This window comes from Streptomyces sp. NPDC046759 (assembly GCF_040645475.1).
Classification (GTDB): Bacteria; Actinomycetota; Actinomycetes; order Streptomycetales; family Streptomycetaceae; genus Streptomyces.
Map to the genome: position 1 here is coordinate 122513 of NZ_JBEYYJ010000012.1, position 26973 is coordinate 149485.

Sequence of the window (26973 nt, forward strand, 5' to 3'; positions counted from 1 at the left end):
GCACCGAGTCCCCGTCGGGGCTCGCTCCAACGATCTTGTACACGCCCTTGATCAGCAGCATAGGCATGACGACTCTTTCTCTCCTTCACACGGGATGCCAAACGGTTACTGGCATGCGAGAAGAAACAGAAATCACGGTCCACTTGCTGCTGACTGGTTCACCGCGCCTCGACACACAATCGGCAAGGATCCGACTCGCCTCACCCGTTCAGGGCCATCGTCTCTCCTATCGGGTCAGCCGTCCACCGGAAGCAGGTTGACGCGTCAAATAGACCGTCAGATACGTGAGCACGGGGCAACTCCTGTGTGTCAAATAAAAGTTGAACAGAAAGCTTCGCATTTCGAGCGGGAAAGAATGCAGAGAAAAGACCCCGGCCCGCCCATGACGGTCAGCCGGTCAGCCGGTCAGCCGGTCAGGTGCCGTTGCAGCCAGTCGGCGGCGGCGCGACGGAAGAGCCGGCGGTTGTCGGCGCGGAGGAACTCGTGGCCCTCGTCGCGCAGCGTGAGCAGTTCGGCCGTCAGACCACGGTCGCGTGCCGCCCGTACGAACTGCGCCGACTCCCCCGGCGGCACGTTGGTGTCGTGTTCCCCGTGCACGGCGAGCACCGGCGCGCGCAGCGCGTCGATGCGGCTCATCGGTGACAGGGCGTGCAGCAGTTCACGGTCGCCCACCGGGTGACCGTACTTGTTGGCTGCGGACTGGGCGATCCAGGGTTCGGTGCCCTCGAAGAACGTCGCGAAGTCGGACATGCCGCACACCGCCACACCGGTGCGGAAGAGGTCCGAGTGCCAGACCAGGGAGGCGAACGTGAGGTAGCCGCCGTACGAGCGGCCCATGACCGCCAGCCGGGAGGGATCGGCCGGGCCGGCCAGCACCGCGTGGGCGGCGCAGTCCGCGACGTCGTCGATCGCGGCGAACCGGCCCCTGCCCAGGTCCGCGTCGACGAAGGACCGGCCGTATCCGGACGACCCGCGTACGTCGGGTGCGAAGATGTCCAGCCCTCGTCCCAGTATCTCGTGGTACAGCGGGTCGAGGACGGGACGCTCCTGGTCCTCGGGACCCCCGTGCAGATAAATGACGCAGGGCGCCGGTTCACCTGCGCCGCGGCCGGGTGCGCGGTAGTACCAGCCGCTCAGCGGCAGCCCGTCCCGTGCGGTCGGACGGAGGTGGACCGGTCGTACCGGCGGCCGGCCCGGGGGAACGGCGTCCTCGTCCCGTGACGACCACGGGGTCCGCACCGGGGCCGTGCGCTCCGGCAGCCACCAGATGCCGGGCCGCCGCTGGGACCCGGACAGGGCCAGCAGCAGCCGCGTGCCGGCGTGGACGACCCGCGTGACCACTTCGTGCGGCAGGGGCACGGCCCGATGCGGGTCCGTGGCGGGCCCGGCCGTGACGGACGGGTCCGTGTCGAGGATCTCCACCTCGCTCATGCCCCGGACGTTCCAGGCCAGCACGGCGGCGCTGCCGTCGTGGACGCATCGCAGCAGTTCCAGGTCGCAGTCCTCGCGTGACGCCTCGACGGACCAGCCGCACGGCCGCCCTTCCGGGTCGAGTTCCGCGGCGAGGAGCACCGCGAACTCCCGGTGGGCGTTGCTGCGCAGCCAGAGGGTGTCCGCGCGGGGTGAAAAGCTGCCGATCCACGGGTCGCCGTCGGCCACCGGCACCGCACAGGTCGTCACGTGGTCGATGGTGCGCAGCACGACCGCCTCGCGCCGCCCGCGGGGACCCCGGCGCAGCAGCGCCAGTGCACCGTCGCGGCTGAGGTCGCACACGAGGAGCGTCGCCGCGTCCTGTTCGGTCGCGAGCAGGACGGGGGCGGCGACGCCGTCGGGGTCGATGAGGTAGGCCGACAGTCCGTCGCCGTAGCCGTCCTCCGGGGCGATGTGCCTGTCGCCCGGGGCGCCGGCCGACCTCGTGCCGACGGTGCCGGGGGGCGGTGACGGACCCGGCCCCTGGCCCGTGCGGGGTGCGGCACCGAGGAGTTCCGCATCGCCCATCCGGCCCTGCCAGTGGTCCGGCAGGAGACCGGCGGCGGGGCCGGCGTCGCCCGGACCGGGCTCGGCCGTGGTGTCCGGGGCGGGTACGGCGGTGGGGACCGCGACGGTGACCGCGACCGCCGATCCGTCGTGCGCCCAGCAGCCCAGGTGGGCTGAGCTGCCCGGCTCGGCTCCGGCCAGGATGCGCCGGTCGGTGCCGTCGGGGCGCACGCACAGCACCCGGGTGAGCTCACCGCCGCCGGGGGCCGTGGTGTAGGCGATCCAGCGGCCGTCGGGTGACCAGGACACCTCCTGGACGGGGTCCGGTCCGTCGTCCAGCAGGCGCACAGCGTCGCCGTCGACGGGGCCCGCCCACAGCTGGGGTACGCCGCCTCGGTCGCAGATGAAGGCGACCTGTGTTCCGGCCGGGTCGGCCGAGGGATACCAGCAGCCGTGCGCGATCAGCCGCGTCGTCGCCTCGCGTGGCCCGGAGGCTTCCGGCAGCGGGCCGCGGGCGGGCGCGGCGAAGGCGGGGCCACGGGCGTCCGGGGCCGTCGCGGATGCGTCGGTGGCCCGCGCCAGGTGCGCGGTGGCAGGCCGCTCGGCATGTGTCCCGGCGGTGTCGAGCGTGCGTTCCGTGAGGGGTTCCCCGGTCAGATTCCGTGCGTCTGCAGCCATATCTCCAGCAAAGCCACTTGCCACAGCGCGTTCGCCCCGCGCTTGGTGCGGTGTCGGTCCGGAGCCGCCAGGAGCCCGGTGACGTACGAGTCCTGGAAGAGCCCGCGCCGCTTCGCTTCCGGGGCGCTGAGTGCCTCGCGCACCCTTTCCAGCACGGGCCCGGCCATGTGGGTGATCGCCGGTACCGGGAAGTAGCCCTTGGGGCGGTCGACCACCTCGTGCGGCAGCAGCTTGCGGCCGGCCTCCTTCAGGACGCCCTTGCCGCCGTCGGCGAGCTTCAGCTCCGGCGGGCAGGCGGCGGCCAGCTCCACCAGCTCGTGGTCCAGGAACGGCACACGGGCCTCCAGGCCCCAGTCCATGGTCATGTTGTCGACCCGCTTGACCGGGTCGTCCACCAGCATGACATGGGTGTCGAGCCGCAGGGCGGCGTCGAGCGCGGTCTCGGCCCCCGGAACCGCCATGTGCTCGCGGACGAACCGGCCGGAGACGTCGTCCTGCGGCAGCATGTGCGGTTGCAGCATCGCGGCGAGGTCGGCGTGCGGCCGGTCGAAGTACGTCTCGGCGTACCTCTCCGGCTCCTCCTCGCGGGCGGCGTCGGCCAGACGGGGGTACCAGTGGTAGCCGGCGAACACCTCGTCGGCACCCTGACCGCTCTGGACCACCTTCACGTGCCTGGACACCTGCTCGGACAGCAGATGGAACGCGACGACGTCATGACTCATCATCGGCTCGCTCATCGCCGCGACCGCCGCGTCCAGGGCCGTCGAGACCCGGTCCGAGGGAACCACCAGCTGATGGTGGTCGGTGGCGAACTCCCTGGCGATCAGGTCCGAGTAGCGGAACTCGTCCCCCTCGTCGCCGCCCTCCGACTCGAAGCCCACGCTGAACGTGGCCAGGTTCCGCTGTCCCTCGTCGGCCAGCAGTGCCACGATCAGGCTGGAGTCCAGTCCTCCGGAGAGCAGGACGCCGACCGGGACGTCGGCGACCATCCGCCGTCGTACGGCGGTGCGCAGGGCGTCCAGCACCGCGTCCCGCCACTCGGTGGGGCGCATGCCCGCGTGCTCGGGGCGGCGCGTGTACGAAGGCTGCCAGTAGCGGTGCTCCTCGTAGGTGCCGTCCGGCTCGACGATGCGTACGGTGGCCGGCGGGAGCTTGCGCACACCGGCCAGGACGGTGCGGGGCGCGGCCACGGTCGCGTGCCAGCTGAGGTACTGGTGCACGGCGGCCGGGTCCAGCGAGGTGTCGATGCCGCCGCCCGCGAGCAGGGCGGGCAGCGATGAGGCGAAGCGCAGGCGTCCGGGGGCCTGCGCCAGGTACAGGGGCTTGATGCCGAGCCGGTCGCGGCCGAGGATCAGCCGGCCGGTCCGGTGTTCGACGAGGGCGAAGGCGAACATGCCGTGGAAGCGGTCGACGCAGGCGGCGCCCCACTGCTGGTACGCCCTGAGGACGACCTCGGTGTCGGACGTGGACCGGAACCGGTGGCCGAGGGCCTTGAGTTCCGCACGCAGTTCCTCGTAGTTGTAGATGCACCCGTTGAAGACGCCGGTGAGCTCCTGCTCGGCGTCGGTCATGGGCTGGGCCCCGCGCTCGGACAGGTCGATGATCTTCAGCCGGCGGTGCGCCAGCGCCACGGCGTCCCGCGACCAGATTCCGTGGCCGTCGGGGCCGCGGGCGGCCAGCCGGTCGCTCATGCGCTCGACGGCCGCCAGGTCGGGCCGCGTCCCGTCGAAGCGCATCTCTCCGCTCAGGCCACACATCCGGAACCACCTCCCCGCTGCGGGTGGGGGGCGCGCGGGTCGCGCGGTGGTGAGGTGCGCGGGGGCCCGCCCGTCGGTATGTGGTCCGGAATGGTCGACACGGTGGTGATCCTCCTTGACGGTGAGCGCGGGTACGGGTTCCGTCGGTGAGGTGCCTGCGCTCCTTGTGCGTGCTCTAGTGGTCGGCGATGCCGGCCGGCCGGGTCCTCGAAGCGTCCGCGCCCCGCCGCCCGGGGGAGGCGCGATGCGGGGTGGGCCCGGCACCGGGCCGGTGACGGGGGTGGTCATCGGCTCTGGTTTCCGCGATCGCCAGATCGATGCAGGCCAGCAGGTCCTCCTCCGCGGCCGTGCGGCGCAGGCGGTGGGCGGCGCTGCCGGCCGCGAGCGCCGTCTCGGCGAGGTCCCGGACCGTGTGCCAGTCCCCGGCGGCCTCGAGCGCCGGGCGCACTCGCCTCAGCAGGCGGCGGACCACGTGGACCGCAGGCGCCTCGTGCCGGCTTCCGGGATCGATCAGGGTTCCTTCCAGGCCCGACCGCGCGGCCCGCCAGGCAGCGGCGCGCAGCCACTCGTGCCGGCCCACGCAGGCGGGGACGTCCGCCGTCTCCAGCCGCTCACGGGCGTCGGTGACCAGGGCGCGGAAGAGGCCGGCGATCAGCACGACCGTTTCCGCACGGGGGCAGGCGTCGCAGATGCGCAGTTCAAGGGTCTGCTGGTGGGCGGAGGGCCGGATGTCGTAGTAGATCATCCCGGCGTCGCTGATGACACCGGAGTCGACGAGGCACTGCACAGCGGCGTCGTACTCGGCGGCGTCGGCGAAGCATCCCGGCGGCCCGGCGGTGGGCCAGCGCTGCCACACCATGGTCCGCCAGCTGGCATAACCGGTGTCGGCACCCAGCCAGAAGGGGGAGCTGGAGGACAGGGCCAGCAGCACGTGCAGCCACGGCGACACCTCGCACATGACGCGTACGGCCACGTCGCGGTCGGGGACGTCGACGTGGACGTGGGTTCCGCAGATCAGCTGCTCGTCGGCGATCATGCGGTACTCGTCGACCATACGGCGATAGCGGCGCCCGGCCGTGGGACGCATGTCCGCCGTTCTGGCCAGCGGCACCGTTCCGGCGGCCACCACCGCGAGCCCGTGTGCGGTCGCCGCGGCATCGAGCCGGCGCCTGGTGCCGACGACGTCGCCGTACAAGGTGTCCAGAGACGTGTGCACATCGCTGTTCGTCTCCACCGTCGCCTGCTGCAACTCGGTCGTGAAGGTCGGTCCGGGCAGCTTCTCCAGCACGATGTCGGCTCTCGGCACGAGCAGACCCGTCTCCACCTCGACGATGTGGAACTCCTCTTCCACTCCGATGCGAACGGTCACGGACGCTCCTCACGTGACGGGCGGGCGCCTGACTGCTTCGCCCGGGAACCGGCCCACCTCACCGGCCCACCGGCGGCGGCTGTGCACACCTCCGACTTCCCACCCAGCCCGTTGCTAAGCAGGCAGCGCTCTACAGAGACGTCGTTATCACAGATGAGCAGAGGTCGCATGCGGACGCGACACCGCCGGCCGACCCACGGAGGACTCCGGCCCGTACGACCGATCCCGACGAGAAGGGGCCGCCCTGCGCGTCCACTCCGCCGCCCGCGCGATCAGGCGAGGACGATCCCCGGAACAGCGCCCCGCACATCGACGCGGTCCCGTTCCGGCCATAGCCCGGAGCCCCTTCACCGGCCGCTTTCCATAAGGCACCCTTCAGTCGCATTCAACAAGCGGTTATACATGGCCGATTGGATGTGATCACCGTCTCCGGGACCGAAGGAACCGAATGGCCTTGCTCCGCGTCCACGAGGCATCAAACCCCCTGTTCGTCATGGCCAGTTAACGCAAGTGCGTTCCGCATAGTGAGATATCCTGGTGCACCGGACGCCCCACTCGTCATGGCGCGCCGCATTTCACACCCTCAGCGACACGGTCCACGCCCGCCATAGTGGACCGGCTCCGTCGCGCCTCGCCGGACATTTCCCGTGCCGGCGGGCCACGCCTTCGAGCAGGAATTGATGCCCGTTCAACCATTTGCGGAACTCATACGTTTCGCGCGCCACAATTCGCCTTTCTACCGTGAGCTCTATGCCCGGCTTCCCGAGCACGTCACTCGTCTCACGGACCTTCCGGTGGTGCCCCAGGCCGATTTCTGGCGGGCCAACTCGCCCCGTGGCAACCGGCTGCTGACCGCTCCGCTGGACGAAGCGGTCGTCTTCCGCAGTGGCGGGACCACCGGGTCGCCGAAGTTCTCCTACTACACCCGCACGGAGTGGCGGGAGTTCACAGCCGCGTTCGGTGCCGGGCTGGTCCGTGCGGGGCTGCGGCCAGGGCACCGGGTGGCGGATCTCTTCTACGCCGGCGACCTGTACGCCAGCTTCAGCTTCGTCCTGGACTCGCTGCACCGCTCTCCCGTGGCCAACGTCCGCCTGCCCATCGGCGGCGCGGCGCCCTGGGAGTCCACCGCGGCGACCCTGGAGGAGTTCCGGGTCCAGGTGGTCGCCGGTACACCGACCACGCTGTGCTCGCTCGCGGAGCGCCTCACCCGCGCCGGCCGGACGCTTCCGGACGTGGAGCTGCTGTTCTTCGGCGGGGAATGCCTCTTCGGTGACCAACTGCCGCTGCTCCGCGAGGCGTTTCCGCATGCCCGGCCACGTTCCCTCGGGTACGCGAGCGTGGACGCCGGACTCCTCGGTGAGGCAGTGCCCGGCGACGACACCCGCGTGCACCGCGCGTTCACCCCGCACACGGTGGCCGAGATCCTCAGCGACGACACCGACCGTCCCGTCGAGGCGAACGGCGTGCCCGGGCGGCTCGTCGTCACCGACCTGCGCAGGCGGCTCATGCCGGTGCTCCGCTATCCGGCGGGCGACCGGGCCGAGTGGGTCGACCGGGACACCGGTGTCTTCCGCATCCTCGGCCGCGCCGAGGAGGGCGTGCGGGTCGGTCCCGTCTCGCTGTACACCGAGGACGTCCACGACGTCGTCAGAGCGGCCGACACCGCGGGCGAGGTGACCGGCCTGCAGCTGGTCGTGCGGCGGCGGGACGGCCGCGACGGCCTGGTGCTGCGGCTCGCGACCGCCGGTCCGGGCGCACACCACGCCGGGCTGGGCGAGTCCGTCGTAGCCGCCCTCCTCGCTCAACGCCCCTTCTACGCCACGGCGACGGCCGCCGGGCACGTGGACCCGCTGAGGGTCGAGTGGGTGCGGCACCAGGACCTCGCGGTCAACTCCCGCTCGGGCAAGCTCATCCGCGTCGTCGATGAACGGCCGCACTCGTGACCGCGGGACCTGCGCCGGTGCGGCGGCTGCCCCTCGTGCTGCGCAACCGGTCCTTCGGCAGGGTCTGGGCCGGTCAGCTCCTCGCCCAGGCGGCGAGCAGAATGTTCCAGGTCGGTGCGGTCTGGTGGCTCGTCGGCCGGGCGGGCGGCGGCCAAAGGGGCCTCGCCTGTGGCCTGTTCCTCATGGTGAGCACGCTGCCCGCGGTCGCGCTCGCTCCGGTGGTCGCGGGCATCGTCGCACGCTGGGCGCACCGGACGGTGCTGGTCTGCGCGGCAGCTGTGGCGGGGGCGGTGGCCGGCACGGCCGCGGTCCTGGCGTACGCCGGGGTGCTGCCGGTGGCCGCCGCCTACGCGGTCGGCCTGGCGCTGGCCGCCTGTCAGGCGGTGTTCGATCCCTGCCTGACCACCTCGGTGCCGGAACTCGTCGACGCCGCCGACATCGAGTCGGCCACCGGATTCGAACTGTCGACCCAGTCCGTCGCGGGGCTCTCGGGAGGACTGCTCGGCCCGCTGGTCGTCGACGCGGGCTCACTGGCCGCCGTCATCGCCGCGTGCGCGGCCGCGTACGTGCTCGCCGCCCTGCTGGTCGGCGCCTCCCGCTTCCCGCGGACCGGGGCCGGGCACCCGGACGCGGACGGGTCCCGTCCGAGCCGCCGCACGCTGCGCCAGGTCCTGGCCAATCTGCCCTTCATCCGGCGCGTGCTGACGTGTTTCGCCGCTGCCAACCTCTTCACGACGGCCGTCTACGTCGTGATGCCCCTGTACACCCGGGAGGTGCTGCACGCCACCGGCTCGACCGTGGCCTCGCTGGAGGCGGCCCTCGGCGCGGGCACCCTGGTCGGATCCTTCAGCGGCGCGCGGCTGCCCGGCCGACCGGCCGCCGTCGGCAGCGCGTGCCTCGCGGTGACGGCCGTCTCCATCGGCGCACCGGGACTGCTCGCCGGACACACGGCGGCGGTCGCCTCGATGGCCGTCGTCGGCTGGTGCGTCGGGGTGATCGGCGTGCGGTTCGTCGCGCTGTTCCAGCGGCTGGTGCCCGCCGACGACAAGCCCGGGTTCTTCGCGGTCATGCAGGCGCTGCTGGGTGCCACCTTCCCGGTGTCCTCGCTCGTCTTCGGCGCGCTGGGAGACCATCTGACCGCCCGCACGCTGTGCCTGGTCCAGGGCGCGGGTCTCGCACCGGTGGCGCTGGCGCTGTGGTGGACGGCCCGCCGTTACGACGCCGAGGCTCAACGGCCGCCCGTTGCGCAGGAGCCGGCGGGAGTGACGTCGTGAACGCCGTCGTCTCCCCCGCCCGCGTCGAGGACATCGCCGAACTGCGCCAGCTGTACTTCGAGGTGTACGGCCACGGCTATCCGGTGCCGCTCGGCAGCGACCCGGCCGTCATGCGCCGGCTGATCACCGACGGCACCGCGCACTGGCTGACCGCCCGCACCCGCGGCGGCGCCCTGGTGGGCTCCGCCGTCGTGCTGACCGAACCGGGCAGCCGCATCGGAAAGCTGGTCGGCCTCGCCGTGCATCCCGGCCATCGCGGCGGCGGGCTGGCCTCCCGGTTGACCGGGGCGGTCTCGGCACAGGCCTTCGGCACCGGCCGCCTGGACTCGGTGTACGCCACCGTCCGCCTGGTCACCGAGGGCCCGCAGCACGTCGTCGTACGCAACGGCTTCCGGCCGCTCGGCCTGCTGCCGAACGCCGTCGAGGTCGAGGGGTGCGAGACCCTCGCGCTGTTCGCCCGCTACGCCGACGGCGTACTCGAACACCGCGAACCGGTGGCGAGCGTGCCCGAACGGCTGGCGCCGCTGCTGTCCGCCGTGTCCACCGGCGTCGGCATCGACCGGGCCGGCACCCATCGTGTCCCCTCCCGCCGGACGGTGGGCGCGGCCACCGGTGCCGAACCGATCGAGCTGATCACCGCACCCGCCTTCGTGCGGCGCCGCTTCCTGGAGCTGTTCCCGCAGGCCGACGACCGCTTCTTCCCCCTGCACACACCCAACGCGGTGCTGGTCGCCGCCGACGGCAGCTTCGAGGCGTACGCCGACCTCGACGCCGCCGCGGGAAGCTGCGCCCTGGTCGCCGTCCATCCGCGTCCGGCCGCGGTGGCCGGCGCCCTGGAGGCGCTGACGGCCGCGGTGACCCGGGCCGGCGCGGACTACGCCGAGGCATTGCTGCCGCTGGCCGACACCGAGGCCCTGGAGGTGTTCCTCGCCTCGGGGTTCGTGCCCAGCGCGGTCTACCCGGCGATGCGCCGCATCCGCGACCGCCTCCACGACTACGTGGTGCTGTCGCGGACCAGCCGTCAGATCGACTTCCGCAGCACCGCCGTCAGCCCGCTGCTCCAGCCGTACCTCGGCGCCTACCTGAGTGCCTGGACCGCCACCTATCTGCCCCTTCACGAGGTGTCCCGATGAAACCCCATCTCGCTCCCGTCGAGGTTCCCGACCCGGCGGCGCTCGGCCATGTGCAGCGGCTCTGCGACCTGGCGCAGCCGTACGCCGCCGGCCCCGCCACCGACGAGCTGTTCGCCGCAGCCATGGCGCAGACCACCGCCTGGCACGCCCGCCGCTCCCCCTTCTTCGCCGCCCTGCTTCAGGACGGGGCCGAGACACCCGCACCCACCGTCGGCGCCGGGGTGCGCACCCCGCTGGTGCCCGCCGCCTTCTTCAAGCGCCATGAGGTGCTGTCGATCCCGCGCGACGAGGTGTTCCTGCATCTGACCTCCTCGGGAACCACGGGCCAGAAGTCACAGATGTTCTTCGACGAGTGGACCATCCGCTCGGCGCAGCGCATGGTGGCGCGGATCTTCGACCACTACGGCTGGATCACCCCCGAGCAGCCGGTGAACTACCTGCTGTACAGCTACGAGCCGGCGCCCTCGCTGAAGCTGGGCACGTCGTTCACCGACAACTACCTGTGCGACTTCGCCCCGGCCCGGCACACCACGCACGCCCTGCGGCACACCGGTACCGGCCACGAGTTCGACGTGCACGGCTGCATCGCGGCGCTCCGGCGCTACGCCGGGGACGACGTACCGGTGCGCATCCTGGGCTTCCCCGCCTTCCTGTACTTCACCCTGGAGCGGATGCGCGCGATGGGGCTGCCGCCGCTCACGCTGCCCGAGGGTTCGCTGGTGGTGCTCGGCGGCGGCTGGAAGGGCCATGCCGACCGGCAGATCGGCAAGGAGGCGTTCTACGCCGAGGTCACCGACCTGCTCGGCGTGCCGGGGGACCGCATCCGCGACACCTTCGGCTCGGTCGAGCACTGTGTGCCGTACGTCGAGTGCGCGCACCACCGGCTGCACGTGCCGGTGTGGTCGCGCGCGGCCGTCCGTGACACCGGGACGCTGCGTCCCCTGCCGTACGGCGAGCGCGGGTTCCTGCACCTGGTGAGCCCCTACATCACCTCCGTGCCCGCGCACAGCGTGGTGATGGGCGACCTCGCGTCGCTGCACCCGGGCGAGGAATGTCCCTGCCCGCTGTCCACCGACTGGTTCACCGTGCACGGCCGCGCCGGGGTCAGCCGCAACCGCAGCTGTGCGGTGGCCGCCGCCGAACTGATGAAGGGAATGTCGTGACCCCCTCCGTACTCCACCTCTGGCAGGGCGAGTTCATCGACGAGGCCGAGGCCGGCCGGCGGCTCGCCGGGCTGCCGGAGCTCGCCGGTCGTGTCCTGACACGTCCCGTGCCCACCGACGTGGTGCTCGGCGCCTGCGCCGCGGTCGCCCGTGACCTGGCCGATCCCGCCTCCGCCCTGTACGGCCGCCTGGCCGGGCACCTGCCGGCCGGCGAGGCCGCGGTCGTCCTGGCGGAACTGGCCGCCGCGCTCACCCGGGAGGCGCTGGAGCGCAAGCTGCGGCGGGAGCTGGGCGGCCTGCGACCGCAGCGGCTGACCCGTCCGGACGCCCGCGAGACGGTGTACGAGGCCTGGGCGCCCGTCGGCCTGCTGGTGCACATGGCGCCCGGCAATGCCGCGGCCGTGGCACCGCTCAGCGTCGTCGAGGGACTGCTGGCCGGCAACCTCAACGTGCTCAAGACCAGCAGCTCCGACCCGGGCCTCGCCCTGGACCTGCTCGCCGCGATCGGTGCCGCCGATCCCTCCGGGCTGACGGCCGAACGCGTCATCGCCCTGCGGTTCCCCTCATCGCGCCGCGCGTGGCTCGAGGCGCTGTGCGGGCAGGCCGACGCGATCGCGGTGTGGGGAGGCGAGGACGCGGTGCGGGCGGCGGGCGAACTGGCGCCGCCCGGCTGCCGGGTGGTCGAGTGGGGCCACCGGATCTCCTTCGCCTGTCTGACCCGGCAGGCCGCGGGTGACGACGGCGTCCTCGACGCCCTCGCCGAGGACGTCTGCCGGCTGGAGCAGCAGGCGTGTTCCAGCCCGCAGGTGGTCTACCTCGACACGGAGGACACCGGAACCGAGGAACTCTTCGCGTTCGCCGGACGTTTCGCCGAGCGCCTCGCGAAGGTTTCCGCCGAGCGGCCGGCGTCCTCGCCGCCGGGCACGGCCGAGCGGGCGGAGATCACCACGGTGCATCAGCTCGCACGGCTGGAGCAACACCTGGGCCTCACCCGCGTGTTCGCCGCCGAGGAAGGTTCATGGCGGGTGCTGGCCGACACCCGGCCCTCCCTCGACGCCTCCCCGCTGTACCGCACCGTCTGGGTCAAGCCCCTGCCCCGGCACGCGGTCACCGCGACGCTGCGCCCCATGCGCCGCTACTTGCAGACCGCGGCGATCGGGGGCGACCGCGCGGACGTGGCCGCGCTGTCGCGCGCGCTGTTCGCGGCGGGCGTCACCCGTGTGACCCCGGTCGGTTCCATGCTGGAGAGCTACGAGGGCGAACCGCACGACGGTGTCTACGCGTTGCAGCGCTACAGCCGCCGGGTGAGCGTGCGCGCCACCGGCGCGGACTTCCGTACGGTGGCCTGCCTGGACGACCTGGTGGAGCCGCCGGTGCTGCCCCCCGCGCCGGACGCGCCGCTGCTGGGCAAGGAAGGAGTGCAGCGCGCGCTCGCCACCCTGGGCCCACCCCATGCGCACCTGTACTTCCGCAGCGGAGGCTCCACGGGCGCGCCCGCGCTGTCGGTGTTCACCTGCGACGACTACGGCAACCAGATGCGTGCCGCGGCGGACGGACTGCTCTCCGCCGGATTCGACCCGGCCCACGACCGGGCGGCCAACCTGTTCTACTGCGGCGGCATGTACGGGAGCTTCATCAGCTTCTTCTCCATCCTGGAACGGCTGAACGCCACCCAGCTCCCGATCGCCGCGGGCCCCGACCACGCCTCGGTGGCCGAGGCCCTGGTCACCCATGGGGCGGACACCGTCTTCGGCATGCCGTCGTACCTGTGGCAGCTCTTCCACACCGAAGCGGACCGGTTGCGTGCCTACGGCGGCATCCGCAAGGTCTTCTACGGCGGCGAGCACTTCACTGCGGAGCAACGCAAGGTGCTCAGCAGCGAGTTCGGGGTGGAGGTCATCCGTTCCGCGGCCTACGGCAGCACGGACCTGGGGCCGCTCGGGTACCAGTGCGCGTTCGCCGAGGGCTCGGTCCACCACGTGCTGACCGACCTGCACACCCTGGAGATCCTCGATCCGCACGAGGACCGGCCGGTGGCGCCGGGCGAGCCGGGGCGGCTGGTGTTCACCTCCCGGGCGCGGGCCGGCCAGCGGCTGGAGCGCTATGAGATCGGTGACCTGGGCCGGGCGGTCGGGGGCCCGTGTCCGTGCGGCAGCCACGTACCCCGCCTGGAACTGCTCGGGCGCTACGGCGACGTCGTCCGCGTCGGCACGTACTCCGTCAACTACCGGCGCGTCGTCCGGGCCCTGGAGGAGACGCTCGGCTATCACGGCGAGGCGCAGCTCGTGGTGGCCCCTGGTGCCGAACGGGAGCGGCTGACGGTCCGGCTCGACGAGCAGTACGCTCCCGGTCCCGAGGCCGTCCGCGCGGCTCTCACCGCCGAGGTGGCGGAACTCGCCGCGGCGGAGGCGGAGGGACTCGTGTCGCTCGCCGTGCGGGCCGTCCGGCGGGACGAGTTCGAGCGCACGGCGACCAGCGGCAAACTGCGGCCGGTCATCGACCTGCGCTAGTGCTGTGACGCGATGCGGGAGGGCGGCCGCCGGCGGCGGTCCTCCCGCGGGTGGGCGGTGTTCGGCGGCTCGGGGCGGGCGGTCAGTCCACCGACCAGGCTCCGCCGAGCCGGCTGAGCCGGGCAGCCGCGGTGATGGTCGCGTGGACATAGCGCTGGGGGGCTTCCGGCATGACGTCCACGGGCTTGAGCAGCAGGAGCGCCCCCCAGATCGCACCGTCCCAGATGACGGGAGCGGCGACGGAGTTCCACTTCGCCATGCACTCCTCGCGTCCCAGGGCGTAACCCTGGTCACGGATGTCGGCGAGTGAGGCCAGCAGCTCGTCGCCGTCCCGGATGACGCCGGGGCCCGCTTCCTCCGGGACCGGGTCGGCGGCCACGCGTTGCTGCACCTGGGCGGGCAGATAGGCGAGGATCGTCCGGCCCGAGGCACCGGTGCGCAGCGACCGCGTGACGGAGAGGACGTCCCGCGGGGTCATGCCGAGTTCGACGAGGTCGGAGTCCCCCACGGCCATGTCCAGGCACTGTCTGCCGGCTATGCCGAACGGGGCCCGCATGTACAGGAAGACCAGGCCGCTGTCGGTCGCCTCCCGCAGGCCCCGCAGGACCTCGGTGGCCTCGCCGCCGGAGAGCTTGTCCTCGGACAGGGCGTGCAGACCCAGGTCGGCGACCGTGCTGCCGAGCTGATAGAGGCCTCGGTCGACCCGGACGAAGGTGCCGTTGTAGGTGCCGGCGGTCAGCATCCGGCCGGTGGTCGAGTCGTCGAGATCAGCCGCCTTGGCGATCGCGGACAGCCGGTGGGCACCGGGGCCCAGAGTGATGAACGCCTGCTGCACTCGCATGAAACGGTCGGCGTAACCGGTCCCGCTTCCGCGCTGCCCACTCATCAGCCGTACCCCCTTCGTCCCGGTCGCGTGCCCTCTTGGGGAACGCGGGCGTACCGGTGCTGGCGCCACCGCGTACGTTCCGGGCACCAAGATTAGTGTTCGACTGTATCGAGACTGAACTTGCCCATGCCGGAACGGTTGTTGAGCAGGGTGTGCGCCTTGGCCGCATCGGCCAGCGGGAAGGTACCGCCGCTGACGATCTTGAGCGTGCCGTTGCCGACGGCGTCGAAGAGCTGCCTCATGGACGCCGTCAGCGGGAGCGTCCGGTCGGCGTACAGGTGCGGGAGCCAGAACCCCGCGGCGGTGACGGACTTCTGGAGCAGCGTGTGCACGGGGACGTCGGCCGGCTCTCCGCCGGCGAAGCCGTACACAGCGAGCCGGCCGCGCGGGGCCAGCACGTCGAGGGTCTGCCGCAGCGTCTTGCCGCCGGTCATTTCCAGCGCGGCCTGAACCGGTCCTCCCGCCGCGTCCAGGATCCGCTCGGCAAGACCGTCCTCGTCGGAGGAGTCGACGGCCGCCACCGCCCCGAGTTCCATGGCGAGCCGGCGCTTCTCCGCCGTACCGGCCAGAGCCACGACGCGGGCGCCCGCCCGCGTGGCCAGCTGGACGGCCAGCGAACCCACACCTCCGGCCGCGGCGGGGATGACGACCGTCTCCCCCTCGGCGATCCGGGCGACCGTGAAGAGCAGGTGGTACGCGCTGTTGCCCTGCAGCGCCAGGGGCACCGCCTGTTCGTCGGTGATCTCGTCCGGGATCTCCCAGTGCAGTCTGCGGTGCACGGCGACCTTCTCCGCGTAGCCGCCGCCCTGCGTCAGCGCCACGACGCGCCGGCCGTCCGGTGTGGTGCCCACCACCTCGTTGCCGGGGACACAGGGCAGTTCGACCGGCGCCAGGTAGGTATTTCCACGAACGTGGACATCTGCGTAATTAACGCCCGCAAGCCGCACGTCCAGTGGGATTTGGCCGCGCCCGGGCTCGGGGTCGGGAACCTCTTCCAGGCGCAGAACCTCGGGGCCGCCGAATTCCCTCATGACAATGGCGCGCACGGTACTCCTGTCGACGCGGGCCGGATGCGTACGCCGACAGGCTAGGGCATCCACGCACCGTTTCCGACCCGGGAATGCTGCCTCATACACATTTCTCATGAGCCGAGAAAGTGCCCGCCTTTTCTCAGTTCACGAGAAAGTTCAACCTCGAACTTCTCGGGACATGAGAATGTGAATTCCGGAGTTGCATTCGCCCATTCGAAGAGACATAGTGATGCCGCCCTCCTTTATTGCCGCGCACGTCCCGGACGGGGGATCTGACGGGACGGCCGGCAACACGGGGGAGGAGGGCGACTCGTAGCCCCGGTGCCGGCAGGGCCGGCACCGGGAGCGGGGCCGGGATGCCGGTCAGCCCTGTACCGCCTTCGCCCAGCCCTTGACCACCGTCTCCCGCGCCTTCTCTAGTTGCGCGTCCGTGGGGAACTGCGGCGTTCCTTCGACCGTGGGCAGCCGCGCGGCGGCGGCCTTGTCCAGGGTGCCGTCCTGCCTCATGGCGTCCATGAGCACCGGGCGGGCGTAGCCGAGCAGCCGCAGGTTCTGGCCCTCTGGGCTGAACAGGTACTCCTGCCACAGACGGGCAGCCGCCGGGTGCGGGGCGTTCTTGTTGATCGCCAGCGCGAAGTACTGGGCGAAGCTGCCGTCGAAGGGGATCGCGACCTGCCAGTTCACCCCTCTGCCGCGCAGCTGGTCGGCGTAGTGGAGGTTGATGTAGTCCCAGTTGATGCTGATGGGGGTACGGCCGTCCTCGACCGTCGCCAAGTCGGAGTACAGGGGGTTGAAGTTGCCCTTGTCCTTGAGCTCGGCGAAGAAGTCCAGACCGGGCTGGACGTTCGAGAAGGACCCGTTGTTCGCCAGCGCGGCCGCGTAGACGCTGTCGAAGGCGGTGGCGGACCGGCGCGGGTCGCCTTCGAGCGCGACCTTCCCCCGGTAGGCGGGCTTGAGCAGGTCGGCGAAGGTCTCCGGACAGGGCTTGACCCTGTTGGCGTCGCAGCCGATGGAGATGTAACCCCCGTAGTTGTTGAACCAACGGGCCTTCGGATCCTTCTGGTTGCCGGGGATCGAGTCGTGAGGAGCCACCTCGTACGGCGCGAGCAGACCCTGCGACGCCGCGCTGCGCGCGAACGTGTCGCCCACGTCGATCACGTCGGGGGCGGTCGGCCGGTGCCCCCGCTTGCGGATGGCGTCGATCTCGTCCTCGCTGTGGCCCAGCGGAGTCTCGACCGTGACCTTGATCCCGTACTTCTTCTGGAAGCCGTCGATCAGGCCGCCGTAGTTGGCCCAGTCACGCGGCAGCGCGATCGCCGTGAGCCTGCCCTCCTTTTTCGCTGCGGCGATCAGCGCGCGCATGCCGCCCGCGTTCTCGGCGGAGGTGGCCAGCGACGGCTTCTGCGGTCCGGCGGCCGGTGGGTGCTCGCACGCGCTCAGACCCAGTGCCACGAGAGCGAGGCAGCCGAGCACGGCCGTTGCTCGGGCACGGGGTGGGGTCACGAGTGCTCCAGGGCGTGGGGGACGAGGTTGTCACCGGAGGACGTGTGCTGGTTACAGGGTGCGTCGGGCGACCGAGGAATGCCAGGCGCACCGGGGCCGGTCGTGGCGTCCGCGCAGCTGTCGCGGGCCGGGCGTCGGCGGGACGGGTGCGGTGGGCCGGCCGTGGGGGAATGCGCCGTACACGCTCCCCTCACAGTTCCGTGTCGTCCCACTCGCCGAGCAGGATCTCGTCCAGTCCCTCCGTCTCCGGTGCGGCGCCGTGGTGGAGGGACTGCTCCGCCCAGATGACCTTGCCGGTGGGGGTGTAGCGGGTACCCCAGCGTTCGGCGAACCGGGCGACCAGGAACAGTCCGCGGCCACCCTCGTCGGTGGCCTTCGCGCGGCGCAGCCGGGGCGAGGTGCTGCTGCCGTCGGAGACCTCGAAGATCAGGGTGCCCGCGGCGGGGCCGCTGCTCGGCACCGTGCGCAGCAGCCGGACGCCGATGGGTTCGGCGCCGTAGCGGACGGCGTTGGTGATCAGTTCGCTGAGGATGAGTTCGGCGGTGAAGACCACCTCTTCCAGACCCCACTCCGTCAGCCGGCGGGCACAGGCGGTGCGCACCGGGCCCACCGCCGCCGGATCCTGGGGTACGTCCCACTCGGCGACCTGTGCCGGCCCGAGCCGGCGCGTGCGGGCCACCAGCAGCGCGATGTCGTCCCTGGGCCGGTCGGACAGCATGGCGTCCATCACCGCCACGCACGTGGCCTCCGGCGTGCGCTCCGGTCCTGACAGGGCATCGCGCAGGGCCGCGAGGCCGGCGTCCAGGTCCCGGGTGCGGTCCTCGATCAGGCCGTCGGTGTAGAGCACCAGCCGGGAACCCTCGGGCACCGTGAGCACGGCGGTCTCGACGGGCAGGCCGGCACCGAGCCCCAGGGGCGGGGAGACGGCCAGCCGGGGGAAGTCCACGGTCCCGTCGGGCCGGACCACCGCCGGCCCCGGGTGACCGGCGGTGGCGAGAGCCAGCTGTCCGGAGGTGGGGTCGTAGACGGCGTACTGACAGGTGGCCCCGGTGATCATGCCCTGCCCGTCCTCGGCGACGTCGGCCTCCTCGGCGTCGATCTGGGCCACCAGCTCGTCCAGCCGGCCCAGCAGCTCATCGACGGGCATGTCCAGGCCGGCGAAGTTGTGCACGGCGGTGCGCAGCCGGCCCATGGTCGCCGCGGCGTGCAGACCATGACCGACGACATCGCCCACGACCAGGGCCACCCGGGTGCCGGACAGCGGGATGACGTCGAACCAGTCGCCGCCCACCCCGGCCTGGGCCGGCAGGTAGCGGTAGGCCACGTCGAGCGCAGACTGCTCGGGCAGCCCGCGTGGCAGCAGGCTGTGCTGCAGGGTGACGGCCATGGTGTGTTCGCGGGTGTAGCGGCGGGCGTTGTCGATGGACACCGCCGCCCGGGCGGCCAGCTCCTCGGCGAACGAAGCGTCCTCCTCCTCGAACGGCGGGGAGCCCTTCGCACGCCAGAATTCCACCACTCCCAGCACCACGCCGCGGGCTCGCAACGGAACCACGAGCAGGGAGTGGATGCCCTGGTCGAGGACCCGCCGGGCCCGCTCCGGGTGCTGGGCCCGCCAGCCGTCGGAGGCGCTCAGTTCCCCGACCAGGACCGGTCGGTCCTCGGCCATCGCCACGGCGACGGGGTGTGACGGGACGAACCGGATCAGCTGGCCGACGGGGTGGAGGAGGTCCGCGTCCGGACCGACGACGGCGCTGCGGCGCAGCTCGCTGCTCAGGGCTGCCGTGCCGGGGGACTCCTCACCGTGCAGGACCGGCTCCAGCAGTTCGACGGTGGTGATGTCGGCGAACCGGGGCACCGCCACCTCGGCCAGTTCCCCGGCCGTGCGCATCACGTCCAGCGTGGTGCCGATCCGCATGCCCGCGTCATAGAGCAGCCTCAACCGTTCCCGCGCCACGTCGGCCCGGCCGGTGAGGGCCCGGAGCTCGGTGGTGTCCCGCAGCGTCACCACGCTGCCGACCCCTCCGTGGGGTGCGGTGAGCCGCTTGTTGACCGCGAGCAGCCGGTCGGCCGCCAGGTACACCTCGTCGGTGGCCGGGCGGTCGGAGGCCAGCATTCGGGCGAGGTCGTCCTCCAGACCCAGATCGGTGACGTGTCGCCGCTCCGCGTCCGCCGGCAGGTCCAGCAGCCGCCGTGCCTCGTCGTTGGCCAGCAGCAGCCGGCCGTCACCGCCGACGATCAGCACTCCCTCCCGCACCGCGTGCAGCACCGCGTCGTGGTGCTCGTACATACGGGTCATCTCGGTCGGCCCGAGGCCGTGCGTCTGGCGCCGCAAACGCTGGCTGACCAGTCCTGACCCGCCGGCCGCGACGACGAGGGCCGCTGCGGCCCCGCCGAACAGCACCGGCAGCTGCTGGTTCACCCTGTGCTGCACGGTCTCGACCGTGACGGGCACGGAGACGATGCCGACGACCGAGCCGTCAGGAGCCTTGACGGGAACCGCCGACACCACGGAGAGCCCCAGGGACCCTTTGAAGGTACTCGTGAACGGTTTGCCGGCCGCCGCCTGCGCGTAGGGCCCGATGACGTGTTTCCCGATCTGCTGCGGGTCGCTGTGGGTGAGGGTGACCCCGTTCAGCCCGTACACGATGATGGCGTTGACGCCCGCGGCCTTCCGGGCCGCCTCGGCGTGCGGCTGCAGCATCGCGCTCGGGTGCGCGCTCTTCAGCGCCGCCACGGTCCCCGGGGCGTTCGCGAACGTCTGGGCCGTGGCGAGCGTCCGCCCCCGGGCGTCCGCCATGACGTCGCGTCGAGCCTGGACCACGAGCGCCACCAGGGTGGCGGCGACGAGCAGCATCACGACCGCCAGCTGCAGCAGGAAGACCTGACCGGCGAGGCTGTGCACGCTCAGCAGCGAGCCCGGCCGCCGCTCTGGTTCCTCCTGGCGGGGCTGATCGGGCCGATGCGTCGTCCTGGACACATGAGGCACATCGCTCCCGGTTTGACCCGAAGCTTCACGCATATTCCCTTTCTATCGTTTCTCGGCGGTCAACCACTATGCGACCGGACCGGCCGGTCCGGTCGCATACGGCGTCCCCCGGCGGTCGCCGTGCGAGCCTCCGGGTGTCCGCCCATGCTGGAACCGAGGGGGGTGGACCACGGAGGAAGTGGTGACCATGCGGACCGTTGTCGACCTCACGCGCTGTCAGGGCTACGCCCAGTGCGTGTTCCTCGCGCCGGAGGTGTTCGAGCTGCACGGCGAGGAGGGGCTGCTCTATGCCACGGCCGTGCCCGACGACCAGGTCGACCGCGTACGCCAGGCCGCCGCGGCGTGCCCGGTACAGGCGATCCTCCTCGGGGAGGCGGTGAGCACCGGTGCCCGATGACCTCACGGACGGCCGTATCGTCATCGTCGGCGCGTCGCTGGCGGGGCTCAGGGCAGCGGAGGCACTGCGCGAGGAGGGCTTCACCGGCTCACTGACCGTGGTCGGCGACGAGCCCCGTGCGCCGTACGACCGGCCGCCCCTGTCCAAGCAGGTGCTGCTCGGGCAGGCGACGGCGGACACCACCGAGCTGCCCATGCGCCGCGACCCCGAGGCCGAGTGGCGGCTGGGCGTCCCCGCCACCGGTGTGGACCTGCTGGCCAAACGGGTGCTGCTGGCCGACGGCGAGTCGCTGCCGTACGACCGGCTGCTGATCGCCACCGGAACCCGGGCGCGCCCCTGGCCCCACGCCGAGCAGGCCGCCCTGGACGGGGTGTTCACCCTGCGCACGAGCGAGGACGCCGCGGGACTGGCCGAACGGCTGGCAGCCGGGCCGGAGCGGGTACTGGTGATCGGCGGCGGCTTCACCGGCTCCGAGATCGCCTCGGCCTGCCGGGAACGGGAACTGGACGTCACGGTCGCCGAACGCGGCCCCGCCCCCCTCGTGGGTGCGCTGGGCGGCACTCTGTCGAAGCTCGCCGCCGTCATGCAGCGCAACCACGGCGTGGACCTGCGCACCGGTGTGACGGTCACCGCCCTGACCGGCAACGGCAGCTTCACCGGTGCGGAGCTGTCCGACGGCAGCCGCGTCGAGGCGGACGTGTGCGTCGTGGCCCTGGGAGCGGTCCGCAACGTGGAGTGGCTGGCCGACTCCGGCCTTGCGGCGGGCCCGCGCGGGATCGCCTGCGACGCCGGGTGCCGGGCGTTCAACATGTACGGGATCGTCACCGACGACGTCTTCGTGGCCGGCGACGTCTCCCGGTTCCCCCATCCGCTCTTCGGCTACCAGATGCTCTCCCTGGAACACTGGGGCAACGCGGTCGAGCAGGCCGGGGTGGCGGCCCACAACATGGTGAGCCCGGGGCCGCTGCAGCGCCCGCACCTGGCCGTCCCGGTCTTCTGGTCGACCCAGTTCGGACTCAACATCAAGTCGGTGGGCGTGCCCACCTACTCCGACCACGTCGTCATCGCCCAGGGCTCCCTGGAGGCGCGCCGTCTCGCGATGGTCTACGGCTACCGGGGCCGCGTCACCGCCGCCGTCACCGTCGACATGGCCAAGTCGCTCGACTACTACCGGCACCTGATCGAGACGGCCGCTCCGTTCCCGCCCCCGCCCGGCGCGGCCGACCGGGCGATCGTGGCCGACGTCCCGATCCCGTCCGACGTACCGGATCCCTCGGTGCTGTCCCACGGCCCGACCGTCGCGCTCACCGGGTATCTACCGGACCGCCGACTCACGGTGGTGTAGCCCACGCCCCAGCCCCCTACGAGGAGCCACGATGGACTCCGCGACCCTGCTGGCACGGATCACCGACCACGCCAGCCGACCGAACCCCTACCCGCTCTACGAGGAACTCCGCCAGGCAGGACCTGTGGTGCAGCAGGCCGACGGCAGCTACCTGATCGGCACCTACCACCACATCGCCGCGCTGCTCCACGACCCACGGATGAGTGCCGACCCCCGCACCCGCAGCGAAGTGCCCCACAAGCCGCCCTTCCTGCGGCTGGACGACCCCGAGCACCACAGGCTGCGCACGCTGGCCATGCGGCCCTTCGGGCCCCCGCACAGCCCGCACCGCGTCGACAGCATGCGCGGCGAGATCGACCGGATCACCAAGACGCTGACGGCCTCCTTCGAGGCCGGGCGGCGGATCGACGTCGTCGACGACTTCGCCTATCCGCTGCCCGTCACCGTGATCTGCCGCCTGCTCGGCGTTCCCCGCGAGGACGAGCCGCTCTTCAGCGCCTGGTCCACGGCCCTCGTCACGGCCGCCGACGTCCGGGCCGGCGAGGACACCACGGAGGCCGGCAAGGCGGGCGACCAGGCTCGCATGGAAATGGGCGGGTACCTGGTGAACCTCGCCGAACAGCGCCGCGGCAACCCGACCGACGACATGCTCTCCGCCTTCGTCAACGAGCCCGACCCGGCCCTCCGGCTCACCCAGGAGGAACTCGCCGAGACCGCCGTGCTCCTCCTCATCGCCGGACACGAGACCACGGTCAACCTCATCACCAACGGCGTCCTGACCCTGCTGCGCCATCCCGAACAGCAGGACCTGCTGCGCCGCCAACCGGAGCTGATGCCGCGCGCGGTGGAGGAGCTGCTGCGCTACGAGCCCCCGGTCCACATGCGCGAACGCATCCCCCACGCCGACATCGAGGTCGCCGGCACCACCATCCCCCGGGGCGCCTCCGTCATCCTGGTCCTCGCCTCGGGCAGCCGCGACCCCAATCGGTTCCACGAGCCCGACCGGTTCGACCCCACCCGCCCCGACAACCAGCACTTCGGCTTCGGCAGCGGCATCCACCTCTGCTACGGCGCGCCCCTCGCCCGTCTGGAGGCAGAGGCCGCGCTCGGCGCCCTGCTCCCCCATCTCGACACCGCGAACCTGGTGGAGGATCCACCTCCGTACCGCCAGAACGCGATGCTTCGCGGCCCCCGCCACCTGCCCGTCCAGCTGTGAGGCTGCGTCGCGGCCACGGGCGGGGACGGTCTCGGTTAAGGTGACAAGCGGAGCATTGCTCCGATTGCTCCTGGGAACAGCGTCCCGCTTTCCATGGCTGCCGGAAGGAGAGTGCGGTGCCCGCTTCAGGCCAGTCCGGGGAGGTGCCGGCCCGAAACAAGCGGGCCGACGCGCAGCGCAATCAGCAGACGCTGCTGGCCGCCGCGACCGAGGTGTTCGTCGCCTCCGGCGTCGACGCGCCGATCCGGGAGATCGCGGCCCGGGCGGGCGTCGGGATGGGCACCATCTACCGCCACTTCCCGACGCGGTCGGATCTCGTCGTCGCCGTCTACCGCCACCAGGTCGAGGCCTGCGCCGAGGCCGGTCCGAGCCTGCTGGCCAGTACCGACTCCCCGTTCGCAGCACTGCGCCAGTGGATCGACCTCTTCGTCGACTTCCTGGTGACGAAGCACGGACTCGCCAACGCGCTGCAATCGGACAACAGCGGCTTCGCCGCACTGCACACCTACTTCATCGACCGCCTGGAGCCGGTCTGCGCGCAGCTGCTCGACGCCGCGGTCGAGGCCGGCGAAACCAGGCCCGGTACGCAGCCCTATGAACTGATGCGCGGCATCGGCAACCTCTGCATCGGGCGGGACGGCGACGACCGCTACGACCCCCGCCGGCTGATCGAACTGCTCCTTCGGGGACTGCAGCGACCTCAGTCGTCCTGAGGGCCGCTGCGTCCCGTCTGTCCCGGCGGTGCAAAGGCCCAGCGCGTGTGGCTGTACACCCCTGCGTCCCTGCCGAAGCCGTACGCCGTCGCCGGCGCCACCGCGAAGACCACCGCCTCGCCTGCGCGGAAGGCGTCCCCGATGCCGTGAAAGGTGCCTTCGGGCGAAGTGATGTGCCACCCGTACTGCGCCTCGTAGGCGGCGATGACCTGCTCCAGCGCCGCCGGATCCGTCACCCGCCGCGCCATGCCCTCGACCACGAGGTCGAGCCCCTCGGTGAGCGAGTTGCGCCCCGTGGTCAGCGCGCAGTGCGCGTCGTGCGCCAGGTTCTTGGCCTTCTGTTCCGCGGGCCCGGTGGAGAAGTACAGCACGCCGTCGTGCCATGCGGCGATCACCGGCGTGATGTGCAGCCGGCCGTCGGGCCGGACGGTGGACAGCCAGAAGATCTCGGCGGCCTCCAGCTGCCGCTCGGCCTGTGCCCACTCGGTGGCAGTGACCTCCCGGGACCCCGGTCGCGCAGTGAGTGCCGAGCTGTAGCGGGCGTCGAGCTCCGTACGGGGTTGCCGTGCGGGCATGCGCGTCACCTTCCTCTTCTCGTCCGGGACGGAAGACGCCGGCCGTCGAGCGCTGCGCGGCGAGTGCGGCCGAGCCGTCGGTGGCGCCCGTCCGGTCCTCCGGGCTAATCCTCGACCGCTGTCCGGTGCTCCTCCCCTGTGGGCAGGCCCACCGGACGGCGGCCCGGCGGCTGCTGGGGCTCCGGACGGTTCGGCGCGGGGGGAATCGGCCGGTCCACCGGGGCGTCGGTGGTCAGGTCGATCGGATCGCCGTGGTGCAGCACGGTCAGCGGTTCGCCTTCCCCCAGGGTGTAACGGGCATGGGACGGGCCCACGTCCACCTTCAGTCTGCGGCCGCGTACCAGCACCGTGAAGGCCACCCGGGACAGCGCCTCGGGCAGACGTGGTGAGAAGGACAGCCGATCGGGCTCGCCCGCCACGCCGAAGTACCGGCGCATGCCCCCGAAGCCCGTGACCAGAGCGATCCACGTGCCGGCGAGGGAGGCGATGTGCAGCCCGTCGCGGGTGTTGTGCTCCAGGTCGTCCAGGTCCATGAGCGCGGCCTCACTCAGATAGGCGTAGGCCAGCCGCAGGTGTCCGGTCTCGGCGGCGAGCACCGCCTGGAAGCAGGCCGACAGGGAGGAGTCCCGGACGGTCAGCGCTTCGTAGTAGGCGAAGTTGCGTGCCTTCTCCTCGGCGGAGAACAGGTGCGGGCACTCCACGATCGCCATCACGAGGTCGGCCTGCTTCACCACCTGCTTGCGATACAGGTCGAAGTAGGGGTAGTGCAGCAGCAGCGGGTAGTTCTCCGGCGGTGTCGCCTCGAAGTCCCAGTGCTGGAAGGTCGTGAAACCGGCCGACTGTTCGTGCACGCCCAAGGACGCGTTGTACGGCACCGCCATGCGGGCCGCGGCGTCCCGCCACCCCGCGGCCTCCTCCTCGTCGACACCGAGTTCCTCGGCCCGTTCCGGATGCCGCGTGGCCATGTCCGCGGCCGTCAGCAGGTTCTGCCGGGCCATCAGGTTGGTGTACAGATTGTCACGGGCTACGGCGCTGTACTCGTCCGGTCCGGTGACCCCGTCGATGTGGAAGACACCCTCCGGGTCGTGGTGTCCGAGGGAGCGCCACAGGCGGGCGGTGTCCACGAGGAGGTCGAGCCCCTCACCGCGCTCGAAGTCCTCGTCCCCCGTCGCCATGACGTACCGCGCGGCGGCCAGGGCGATGTCGGCGTTGACGTGGAAGGCGGCCGTACCGGCGGGCCAGTAGGCGGAGCATTCGGCGCCGTCGATGGTCCGCCAGGGGAACGCCGCACCCGCGAGACCCAGTTGCCGGGCGCGTTCCCGCGCCGCCGGCAGCATCCGGTGCCGCGACCTCAGCGCCGACGCGACGGTCTCCGGCGCGGTGTACGTCAGCAGGGGCAGCACATAGGACTCGGTGTCCCAGAAGCAGTGCCCGTCGTAGCCGGTGCCGGTCAGCCCCTTGGCGGGGATCGCCCGGTCCTCGCCGCGGGCCGCGGCCTGCAGCACATGGAAGAGTGCGAACCGCACCGCCTGCTGGATCTGGGCGTCACCCTCCACCTCGACGTCCGCGCAGGCCCAGAAGCGGTGCAGATACTCCCGCTGGGCGGCCACCAGCCCGTCCCAGCCGGTGCTGAGGGCGGCCGCCACCGCCCCGTCGACCTGATCGTGCACGGCCGGCAGCGAACGCTCCCCCGACCAGCCGTACGCCACGAACTTCACCAGCCGCAGCGGCTGTCCGGGCACGAGGTCCGCGGTCACCGTCAGCCGGCTGACGTCGGGCTCGCTCTGCGCCGACCAGCTCGTGCCCTGCGGCCCGTACACGAGATGGTCGGCCGCCGCGGCCACCCGTAGCCGGCTGGTTCCGGTGCAGTGCACGAGCCGCAGCCGGGTCTCCTGGGCGAAGTGCTCCTCGGGCACCAGCGGCGACTCGATCGCCGCGGCGACGCGCGGGTCACCCTGGTAGCTGGGCAGTTGTTCGTTGGCGACGAGCTCGGACTGGACGGCCACGGCGGCCGGCCCGTCGACCGGCTCCACCTCGTACACCACCGCGGCCACCGCCCGCTGGGTGAAGGACACCAGCCGGCGCGAGGTGATCCGCACCGTGCGGCCGCCCGGCGACATCCACCGCGCGCTGCGGCTGAGCACACCGGACCGGAAGTCCAGCACCCGCTCGTGTGCGAGCAGCCGGCCGTAGCGCAGATCGCACGGATGGTCGTCGACCAGCAGCCGGATGATCTTGCCGTCGGTGATGTTGATCAACGTCTGGCCGGACTCGGGGTAGCCGTAGCCGGCTTCGGCGTACGGCAGCGGATGCCGTTCGTGGACGCCGTTGAGGTACGCACCGGGCAGTCCGTGCGGCTCCCCCTCGTCGAGGTTCCCGCGCCAGCCGATGTGCCCGTTGGACAGGGCGAACACCGACTCGCTCTGGGCGAGCACGTCCAGGTTCAGCTCGGTCTCGCGCAGGCTCCAGGGCTCGACCGTGAAGCTTGGATGAGTGATCACGGCGACTCCAGAGGTC

General features: G+C 71.8%; 18 protein-coding genes. 9 read left to right on the forward strand and 9 right to left on the reverse strand.

Annotated features, from left to right (window positions below; all coding sequences use genetic code 11):
• Positions 1 to 405: 405 nt before the first annotated feature.
• From ABZ919_RS18455 to ABZ919_RS18465, 3 genes are all read right to left on the reverse strand, one after another.
• Complete coding sequence (locus ABZ919_RS18455; protein ID WP_361248591.1) at positions 406 to 2655, reverse strand: prolyl oligopeptidase family serine peptidase; 2250 nt, start codon at positions 2653 to 2655, stop codon at positions 406 to 408.
• Positions 2631 to 4412, reverse strand: coding sequence for an N-acetylglutaminylglutamine amidotransferase (locus ABZ919_RS18460; RefSeq protein ID WP_361248593.1), 1782 nt, complete (start codon positions 4410 to 4412; stop codon positions 2631 to 2633). The genes ABZ919_RS18455 and ABZ919_RS18460 overlap by 25 nt, the downstream gene beginning before the upstream one ends.
• Before the next feature lie 175 nt (positions 4413 to 4587).
• Positions 4588 to 5781: a glutamate--cysteine ligase gene (locus ABZ919_RS18465; protein WP_361248595.1), complete on the reverse strand. Its 1194-nt coding sequence runs from the start codon at positions 5779 to 5781 to the stop codon at positions 4588 to 4590.
• Positions 5782 to 6461: 680 nt separating this feature from the next.
• On the opposite strand from ABZ919_RS18465, the gene ABZ919_RS18470 reads away from it, so the two are divergent.
• Genes ABZ919_RS18470 through ABZ919_RS18490 form a run of 5 tightly spaced genes read left to right on the forward strand, consistent with a single transcriptional unit; the run spans position 6462 to position 13804 of the window.
• On the forward strand, positions 6462 to 7724 hold the full coding sequence (locus tag ABZ919_RS18470; RefSeq protein ID WP_361248596.1) for a phenylacetate--CoA ligase family protein: 1263 nt from the start codon (positions 6462 to 6464) through the stop codon (positions 7722 to 7724).
• Entirely contained in the window at positions 7721 to 8998 is a 1278-nt protein-coding gene (locus ABZ919_RS18475) for an MFS transporter (RefSeq protein ID WP_361248597.1), read from the forward strand. The genes ABZ919_RS18470 and ABZ919_RS18475 overlap by 4 nt, the downstream gene beginning before the upstream one ends.
• Entirely contained in the window at positions 8995 to 10131 is a 1137-nt protein-coding gene (locus tag ABZ919_RS18480) for a GNAT family N-acetyltransferase (RefSeq protein ID WP_361248599.1), read from the forward strand. Before ABZ919_RS18475 ends, ABZ919_RS18480 begins: the two co-directional genes overlap by 4 nt.
• Complete coding sequence (locus ABZ919_RS18485) at positions 10128 to 11294, forward strand: acyl-protein synthase (protein WP_361248601.1); 1167 nt, start codon at positions 10128 to 10130, stop codon at positions 11292 to 11294. The genes ABZ919_RS18480 and ABZ919_RS18485 overlap by 4 nt, the downstream gene beginning before the upstream one ends.
• On the forward strand, positions 11291 to 13804 hold the full coding sequence (locus ABZ919_RS18490; protein ID WP_361248603.1) for an acyl-CoA reductase: 2514 nt from the start codon (positions 11291 to 11293) through the stop codon (positions 13802 to 13804). The genes ABZ919_RS18485 and ABZ919_RS18490 overlap by 4 nt, the downstream gene beginning before the upstream one ends.
• A gap of 82 nt (positions 13805 to 13886) precedes the next feature.
• On the opposite strand, the gene ABZ919_RS18495 is transcribed toward ABZ919_RS18490, so the two are convergent.
• The 4 genes from ABZ919_RS18495 to ABZ919_RS18510 all read right to left on the reverse strand — a co-directional run bounded on the left by ABZ919_RS18495 (position 13887) and on the right by ABZ919_RS18510 (position 20078).
• On the reverse strand, positions 13887 to 14690 hold the full coding sequence (locus ABZ919_RS18495) for an IclR family transcriptional regulator C-terminal domain-containing protein (protein WP_361248604.1): 804 nt from the start codon (positions 14688 to 14690) through the stop codon (positions 13887 to 13889).
• A gap of 92 nt (positions 14691 to 14782) precedes the next feature.
• On the reverse strand, positions 14783 to 15736 hold the full coding sequence (locus ABZ919_RS18500; protein WP_361248605.1) for a zinc-binding dehydrogenase: 954 nt from the start codon (positions 15734 to 15736) through the stop codon (positions 14783 to 14785).
• 348 nt (positions 15737 to 16084) lie between these two features.
• Complete coding sequence (locus tag ABZ919_RS18505; RefSeq protein WP_361248606.1) at positions 16085 to 17224, reverse strand: extracellular solute-binding protein; 1140 nt, start codon at positions 17222 to 17224, stop codon at positions 16085 to 16087.
• Between the two features lie 190 nt (positions 17225 to 17414).
• Positions 17415 to 20078, reverse strand: coding sequence for a SpoIIE family protein phosphatase (locus ABZ919_RS18510; protein WP_361248771.1), 2664 nt, complete (start codon positions 20076 to 20078; stop codon positions 17415 to 17417).
• A 319-nt stretch (positions 20079 to 20397) separates the two neighbouring features.
• On the opposite strand from ABZ919_RS18510, the gene ABZ919_RS18515 reads away from it, so the two are divergent.
• From ABZ919_RS18515 to ABZ919_RS18530, 4 genes are all read left to right on the forward strand, one after another.
• Positions 20398 to 20607: a ferredoxin gene (locus ABZ919_RS18515; protein WP_361248607.1), complete on the forward strand. Its 210-nt coding sequence runs from the start codon at positions 20398 to 20400 to the stop codon at positions 20605 to 20607.
• On the forward strand, positions 20597 to 21952 hold the full coding sequence (locus ABZ919_RS18520; RefSeq protein WP_361248609.1) for an FAD-dependent oxidoreductase: 1356 nt from the start codon (positions 20597 to 20599) through the stop codon (positions 21950 to 21952). Before ABZ919_RS18515 ends, ABZ919_RS18520 begins: the two co-directional genes overlap by 11 nt.
• A 31-nt stretch (positions 21953 to 21983) precedes the next feature.
• A complete protein-coding gene (locus tag ABZ919_RS18525) occupies positions 21984 to 23168 on the forward strand; it encodes a cytochrome P450 (RefSeq protein ID WP_361248611.1) in 1185 nt (394 codons plus the stop codon).
• A gap of 116 nt (positions 23169 to 23284) precedes the next feature.
• Positions 23285 to 23881, forward strand: a complete 597-nt coding sequence (locus tag ABZ919_RS18530) for a TetR/AcrR family transcriptional regulator (protein ID WP_361248612.1) — start codon at positions 23285 to 23287, stop codon at positions 23879 to 23881.
• Here ABZ919_RS18530 and ABZ919_RS18535 read toward each other — a convergent pair.
• Together ABZ919_RS18535 and ABZ919_RS18540 are read right to left on the reverse strand one after the other, a co-directional pair.
• Positions 23869 to 24456 (reverse strand): pyridoxamine 5'-phosphate oxidase family protein, encoded by a 588-nt coding sequence (locus ABZ919_RS18535; RefSeq protein WP_361248614.1) that lies wholly within the window; start codon positions 24454 to 24456, stop codon positions 23869 to 23871. The genes ABZ919_RS18530 and ABZ919_RS18535 overlap by 13 nt on opposite strands.
• 104 nt (positions 24457 to 24560) lie before the next feature.
• Entirely contained in the window at positions 24561 to 26957 is a 2397-nt protein-coding gene (locus ABZ919_RS18540) for a glycoside hydrolase family 65 protein (RefSeq protein ID WP_361248616.1), read from the reverse strand.
• Between the last annotated feature and the right edge of the window lie 16 nt (positions 26958 to 26973).

Excerpts from the sequence above, each read along its gene's own strand:
- ABZ919_RS18455 (WP_361248591.1), bottom strand. The coding sequence starts at position 2,655 with ATGGCTGCAGACGCACGGAATCTGACCGGGGAACCCCTCACGGAACGC.
- ABZ919_RS18460 (WP_361248593.1), bottom strand. The coding sequence starts at position 4,412 with ATGTGTGGCCTGAGCGGAGAGATGCGCTTCGACGGGACGCGGCCCGAC.
- ABZ919_RS18470 (WP_361248596.1), top strand. The coding sequence starts at position 6,462 with ATGCCCGTTCAACCATTTGCGGAACTCATACGTTTCGCGCGCCACAAT.
- ABZ919_RS18485 (WP_361248601.1), top strand. The coding sequence starts at position 10,128 with ATGAAACCCCATCTCGCTCCCGTCGAGGTTCCCGACCCGGCGGCGCTC.
- ABZ919_RS18495 (WP_361248604.1), bottom strand. The coding sequence starts at position 14,690 with ATGAGTGGGCAGCGCGGAAGCGGGACCGGTTACGCCGACCGTTTCATG.
- ABZ919_RS18510 (WP_361248771.1), bottom strand. The coding sequence starts at position 20,078 with ATGCTGCTCGTCGCCGCCACCCTGGTGGCGCTCGTGGTCCAGGCTCGA.
- ABZ919_RS18515 (WP_361248607.1), top strand. The coding sequence starts at position 20,398 with ATGCGGACCGTTGTCGACCTCACGCGCTGTCAGGGCTACGCCCAGTGC.
- ABZ919_RS18525 (WP_361248611.1), top strand. The coding sequence starts at position 21,984 with ATGGACTCCGCGACCCTGCTGGCACGGATCACCGACCACGCCAGCCGA.
- ABZ919_RS18535 (WP_361248614.1), bottom strand. The coding sequence starts at position 24,456 with ATGCCCGCACGGCAACCCCGTACGGAGCTCGACGCCCGCTACAGCTCG.